General features: G+C 74.0%; 5 protein-coding genes. 4 read left to right on the top strand and 1 reads right to left on the bottom strand.

Annotated features, from left to right (window positions below):
- Positions 1–116 precede the first annotated feature (116 nt).
- The gene (locus ACFV4G_RS13720) at positions 117–989 is read right to left on the bottom strand and encodes a DUF4328 domain-containing protein (RefSeq protein WP_380439782.1); all 873 of its coding nucleotides are present in this window, start codon (positions 987–989) and stop codon (positions 117–119) included.
- Between the two features lie 443 nt (positions 990–1,432).
- Between ACFV4G_RS13720 and ACFV4G_RS13715 the strand changes: the two genes are divergently transcribed.
- The 4 genes from ACFV4G_RS13715 (at position 1,433) to ACFV4G_RS13700 (ending at position 6,051) form a co-directional block, all read left to right on the top strand.
- Positions 1,433–2,866, top strand: a complete 1,434-nt coding sequence (locus ACFV4G_RS13715) for an endonuclease/exonuclease/phosphatase family protein (RefSeq protein ID WP_380439780.1) — start codon at positions 1,433–1,435, stop codon at positions 2,864–2,866.
- A 14-nt stretch (positions 2,867–2,880) separates the two neighbouring features.
- A complete protein-coding gene (locus ACFV4G_RS13710) occupies positions 2,881–4,863 on the top strand; it encodes a phosphocholine-specific phospholipase C (protein ID WP_380439778.1) in 1,983 nt (660 codons plus the stop codon).
- A gap of 258 nt (positions 4,864–5,121) precedes the next feature.
- A complete protein-coding gene (locus ACFV4G_RS13705) occupies positions 5,122–5,595 on the top strand; it encodes a VOC family protein (protein ID WP_380439776.1) in 474 nt (157 codons plus the stop codon).
- Between the two features lie 6 nt (positions 5,596–5,601).
- Positions 5,602–6,051 (top strand): SRPBCC domain-containing protein, encoded by a 450-nt coding sequence (locus ACFV4G_RS13700; protein ID WP_380439774.1) that lies wholly within the window; start codon positions 5,602–5,604, stop codon positions 6,049–6,051.

The following is a 6,051-nucleotide window of genomic DNA, read 5'->3' as shown; positions in this document are numbered from 1 at the left end:
CCAGCGGGGCCCCCCGCGTGGGGCCTGCGCCCCCCCCCCCCCCGCGCCCCCTCGCCTGTGGGGGGGGGGCGGGGTGGGGTGCCTCCGCCCGGCGGGGCCCGCCGCCGTCTCCGGGCTCAGTGCCCGCCGACGGCGTCCGTCGGCCTCGCGTCGTCGGTCGGCCTTAGGCCGTCCGTCGGCCTCGCGCCGTCCGCGGGAGTCACGACCTCCTCGACCGGCCCGATCCCGAACGCGAACTCCGAGGCGTCCGCCGCGGCCGCGTACGGACTCACCATCGCCCGCCGCTCCTCCTGCATCGCCGTCAGCCGCCGCACCACGAGGATCGCCAGCACGGCCGCCGCGGCGCGGACCGTCCCGGCGGCGGAGTCGACCACGAGCAGGGCCTGCGGGTCGACCGTGCCGAAGGAGTGGCCGGCCAGATCGTCGGCGATGCGGGAGAGGAGCAGCGAGACGAGCCACGCCGTCCACCAGGCCGAGACCAGCCCGTGCCCGACCGGCCGGCGCCGGCCGTCCCGGTCCACCGGCGCACTCGCGTCCCAGCTGTCGGCCATGAGCTGCTGCGGGAACCAGAACTGGACGATCGGCGTGATCCAGGCGCCGATCGTCCAACCCGTGCCGCGCCGGTGGCCGAGCGGCAGGAAGAGGCCGGCGTTCCGCCGCACGCGGTAGAACCAGGTGATGAACGCGGTCGCGCCCAGGGCGAGGAGCAGGAAGGCGACCCCGTCCAGCCCCTTGGCCAGGCTCTCCAGCGTGTCGAAGTCGCCGAGCGAGACGTCCGAACCCGGGTCCTGCGCAAGGGAGTAGAAGACCAGGGCGGTGACGTCGGCGCCGACGGCGAGGACGGCCAGCAGGATGTTGAAGGCCAGTGCCACGTAGGCGAGGATCGCCGGTACGACGGGCGAGCGGTACGCCCTCGGCCACGTCGGGTCGGCCTCGGCGCAGCTCAGGCAGCGCCGGTTCGGGATCGCCGCAGGGCGAGCCCCGCACACCGCACACATCATCAGAATCGGTCCACTCCTGGGGGCCGCCGGGCGCGTACGTCGCGCTCCGGTCGGTCGGGCCGTCGCCCCGAGCGGGGCGGGCGCGCCGAGCCTAGTGGGGCGGCCGGGGCCTCCGCCAGTGGAATACCGCCGGGATCGCCGCAGGTCAGGGGCTGTATCGGGGGAATCCGGGCAGATCCTCCGAAGGCCGCTCGAACACCCGCAAGTCCCGGAGTTCCCGAACCTCCCGATGGTGCGTCACGCGTCGTTCACGTTCCGGTCGCTGGCCTTCGGGTGAATGAGGGCGCCCACAGTTGTACAGCCAACTGTGGCTCCCCCCTCAGCCTCCGTGACCAGCCGCGCGCGGAACCGGCCCCGCCGAACCCGGTGATCCCGACGATCCCCGGCGACTCCGGGCGGGCCCGGCCTCCCCGGCGGCGGACAGGACAACCGTGGCCGCAGGCAGCGCCCTGAACCTCACCGCACCCGCCAACCCGACCGAAGGCGACCGGCTCACCTTCCACTGGACCACCGACGCCCCCGACGCCAAGAACTGGGTCGGCATCTACGACGGCAGCCGCAAGCCCGGCACCGGATCCTCCCTGCTGTGGAAGTACACCCCGGGCGGCTCCGGCGACCTCCAGCTCGACACCTCGGCGCTCACCGGCGGCCCGTACACCGCCTACCTGCTGGCCAAGGACGGCTACGGCGTCCTCGCCCAGACCGAGCCGTTCAGCTTCCGCCCCAGGCCCGCCGTCGTGCGCCCGCACGCCGCCGTGGACTCGCTGACCACCGCCCCCGTCGCCCCCGGCGCCGCGGTGTCCGTCAAGCTCGGCGGCCTGTGGTCGCGCCCGGCCGGCAACCCGGCGGGCACCGCGACCTTCCGCAAGGCCGGCGGCGCGGCCTGGGCCTCGGTCAGCGCGGACGGCACCCTCACCGGCACCGCCCCCAAGGCCGGCCCGAACCCGGAGATCGTCGTCGTCGGCGTCAAGGACAGCGCGGGCGCGACCGACACGATCACCGTGCTGGTCCCGGTCGCCGACCCGGCCGGGCCGCTGCGCCTGAAGACCGCGAGCTGGAACCTGCACGACGCCGGCAGCGGCTACACCGACGCGCTGGAGAAGCAGGTGCGCGTGGTGCTCGCCCAGGGCCTCGACGTCGTGGCGCTCCAGGAGACGGCCGGTACCCAGGCGCAGACCCTCGCCACCGCGCTCGGCTGGTACGCCTACCAGAGCCCCGGCAGCGTGGGCATCCTCAGCCGCCACCCGCTGGCCGACGTCACCCCGGTGACCGCCGACCTGCCCGCCGCCGCGGCGACCGTGCGGCTGCCCGGCGGACGGACCCTCCGCTTCTGGGCCGCGCACCTCGACGAGAGCGACTACGGCCCGTACGGCATCCAGGACGGCCGCACCGCCGCGCAGGCCGAGGCCGCCGAGAACGCCTCCGTCCGGCTCAAGCAGGCCAAGGCGCTGGCTGCGGCCGTCCGGGCCGACGTCGCCAAGCACACTCCGGTGGTGCTCGCCGGCGCGCTCTCCTCGCCCTCCCACCTGGACTGGACGGCCGCCACCGCCGCCGCGCACGGCAACGTCGGAGCCGTCAACTGGCCCGTCAGCAAGGAGTTCCAGGCCGCCGGGCTGACCGACACCCTGCGCGAGGAGAGCCCGGACCCGGTCAAGGTCCCGGCCGCCACCTGGTCGCCCACCCGCAAGCAACGCGGTGCCAAGCCCGAGCCGCAGGACCGCATCGACTACGTGCAGTACGCGGGCGCGCTCAAGCTCGTCGAGGCGCACACCCTCGTGGCGGACTGGCCGCAGCCCGAGCCGAACACCGCGGCCAACGAGTGGCCCTCCGACACCGCCGCCGCCGTCGCCACCTTCCAGCTCTGAGAGGCCGGTCCGCCATGTCCGAACTTTCCCGTCGCACCTTCGTCGGCGCCACCGCGGCGGCCGGCGCCGTCGCGCTCACCGGCCTCGCGACGACCCCCGCCGACGCCGCCCCCGCGGCCGGGGCCGACGCGCCCACCGGCACCGTCAAGGACGTCCGGCACGTCGTCGTCCTCATGCAGGAGAACCGCAGCTTCGACCACTACTTCGGAACGCTCAACGGCGTCCGCGGCTACGGCGACAAGCAGGCGCTCCAGTTCCCGGACGGCACCGACGTGTTCCGCCAGCCCGACGCCCGCCGCAGCGACGGCGGCGCGATGCTGCCGTACCGGATGGACACCTCCAAGTACAACGCGCAGAACGCCGGCGGCCTCGCCCACGACTGGGCCACCGGCCACCAGGCGATCAACAACGGCGCGATGAACAAGTGGATCGCCGCCAAGGGCGAGCGCACCATGGGCTACTTCACCCGGGACGACATCCCCTACCAGTACGCCCTCGCCGACGCGTTCACCCTCTGCGACGCCTACTTCACCTCCCTCGCCGGGCCGACCGACCCCAACCGCCTCTACCTGTGGACCGGTACCGCCGGCCCCGGCCGCGACGGCACCACCGGTCCCTGGATCGACAACACGCCGGTCACCGACAACCCCGTCGCCGACTGGACCACCTACGCCGAGCGCCTGGAGAAGGCGGGCGTCAGCTGGCGCGTCTACCACAACCCCAGCAAGGACGACCGCACCGGCGACTACGACGACAACGCGCTGTCCTACTTCAAGCAGTTCCACGACTTCCCCGCGGACGACCCGCGGTACGTCAACGCGATGACGAAGTTCGACCCGACGGACTTCGACCGCCACTGCAAGGACGGCACCCTCCCGACGATCTCCTGGCTCGTCGCGCCCTACCTCTTCTCCGAGCACCCGGCGGCCGGCCCTGCCTACGGCGCGCACTGGGTCGACATGGCGCTCCAGTCGCTGATGTCCAACCCGGAGGTGTGGCAGCACACCGTCTTCCTCGTCATGTACGACGAGAACGACGGCTACTTCGACCACATGGTCCCGCCCACCCCCGAGGCCGGCACGCCCGAGGAGTTCACCCAGGGCCGGGCGATCGGCCTCGGCAACCGCGTGCCGCTGTGGGTCGCCTCCCCGTGGTCGCGCGGCGGCTGGGTCAACTCCCAGGTCTTCGACCACACTTCGGTGCTGCGCTTCATGGAGGTCGTCACCGGGGTCGCCGAGCCGAACATCTCGGCGTGGCGCCGGGCCGTCTGCGGCGACCTCACGAGCTGCTTCGACTTCGCCGCACCGGACTTCTCGATCCCGAAGCTGCCCGACACCAACGCCCTGATGGCCAGGGCCGACGCGGGCGCCAAGCTGCCCGGCGTCGCCCTGCCGGCCGTCGGCGCCCAGTCGATGCCCGTCCCGGAGCGCGGCGACCGCCCGCACCGCCCGCTGCCCTACCAGCCGTGGGCCGACGCCGAGGTGGACCGCAGGAGCGGCAAGGTCACCTGCACGATGAGCAACGACGGTTCGGTGGCCTTCCCGTACACCGTCTACCCGAACATCGTCCTCCCGTTCGCCGGCACGCCGTTCACCGTCGCCCCCGGCGCCACCGCCACCTACGTGTGGGACGCCGCGGCGACCAACGGCCGCTACGACTTCACGGTGCACGGCCCGGACGGCTTCGTCCGCCGCTTCGCCGGCACCGTCGTCCGCGACGGGCAGGGCGGCCAGAACGACATCGGCGTGCCGATCGTCACCGCCGACCTGCGCGGCGACGTCAAGCTCACGCTCCAGGTGGCCAACGACGGGCTGACCGACGTCGCCTTCACCGCCGCGCCCAACGACTTCGCGGGCACCGCGCAGACGGTGTGGGTCAAGCCCGGCAAGCAGGCCAACATCGCCTGGCCGCTGGACAAGCAGGGCCGCTACGACGTCGTCGTCACCGCCCACACCGGCCAGCGCTTCGTCCGCCGCTACGCGGGCTGGGTGCACTGACCCGACCCGACCTGACCCGACCCGAGCCACGGCCGGGGGCGCCGAACCGGTGGCCCCCCGCCGGGGGGGGGGCGCCTCACGCCGGGCGGGGGGGGGGGGGGGGGGGGGGGGTTGGGGCGCCGGGGGGCGCGCCCGCCCGCCCCCCCCCGACCTCAGCGCGGGGCGCCCGCCCCCGCCCCCGCCGCGGCCCCCGCCCCGCCCGCCCCGCCGCGGCCCCCCGGGGCCGGACCGTCGGACCCCGCCGCTAGCGTCGGGTCCATGCAGAAAATCACCACCTTCCTCTGGTTCGACCAGCAGGCCGAAGAGGCCGCCGCCTTCTACACGTCGCTCTTCCGCGACTCCCGCATCACCAACGTCACCCACTACCTCGACGGCGGCCCGGCGCCCGCCGGTTCGGTCATGACCGTCGAGTTCGAACTCGACGGCCGGCCGTACGCGGCCCTCAACGGCGGGCCCCAGTTCTCCTTCACCGAGGCCGTCTCGCTCCAGGTGGAGTGCGACGACCAGCAGGAGATCGACGAGCTCTGGGCCAAGCTCACCGCCGACGGAGGCCAGGCGGGCCCCTGCGGCTGGCTCAAGGACCGCTACGGCTTCTCCTGGCAGATCACCCCGCGCGTCCTGCTGGACCTGATCGCCGACCCCGACCGCGCCAAGGCCGGCCGGGTGATGGCGGCGATGATGTCCATGGGGAAGATCGAGATCCGGCCGCTGCTCGCCGCGGCCGAGGGCTGAGGCGCCATGACCCCCGCCGCCGTCCGCACCACCGTCTACCTGCACGCCACCCCCGAGCGGGTCTGGCACGCCCTCACCAGCGCCGACGAGTCCGCCGTCTACTGGGGCCACCGCAACGTCTCCACCTGGCTCCCCGGCGCCCCCTGGGAACACCGGCGCACGGACGACTCCGGCACCGCCGACGTCACCGGCACCGTGGAAGCCGCCACCCGCCCCCACCACCTCGTCACCACCTGGTACTCCCCGGACAGCCCGGACCCGGCCGGCCCGTCCCGGGTCACCTTCGGGATCGAGGGCTGGCAGGACCTCACCCGCCTCACCGTGACCCACGAGGACCTCGCCGACGAGACCGGGGCGGAGCAGGCCGCCGCGGGCTGGTCGGCCGTCCTCGCGAACCTGAAGACCTACCTCGAAACCGGCCACCCGCTGCCGCAGCAACCGTGGCTCATGCCTTAG

It is taken from the genome of Kitasatospora sp. NPDC059747 (assembly GCF_042732955.1).
GTDB lineage: Bacteria > Actinomycetota > Actinomycetes > Streptomycetales > Streptomycetaceae > Kitasatospora.
The sequence above is the reverse complement of the archived record's forward strand: the minus strand, read 5'-3'. Positions and strand labels throughout refer to the sequence as shown.

Bases quoted from the DNA above. Each gene is read 5' to 3' on its own strand.
- ACFV4G_RS13705 (WP_380439776.1), top strand. From the start codon at position 5,122: ATGCAGAAAATCACCACCTTCCTCTGGTTCGACCAGCAGGCCGAAGAG.
- ACFV4G_RS13700 (WP_380439774.1), top strand. From the start codon at position 5,602: ATGACCCCCGCCGCCGTCCGCACCACCGTCTACCTGCACGCCACCCCC.
- ACFV4G_RS13710 (WP_380439778.1), top strand. From the start codon at position 2,881: ATGTCCGAACTTTCCCGTCGCACCTTCGTCGGCGCCACCGCGGCGGCC.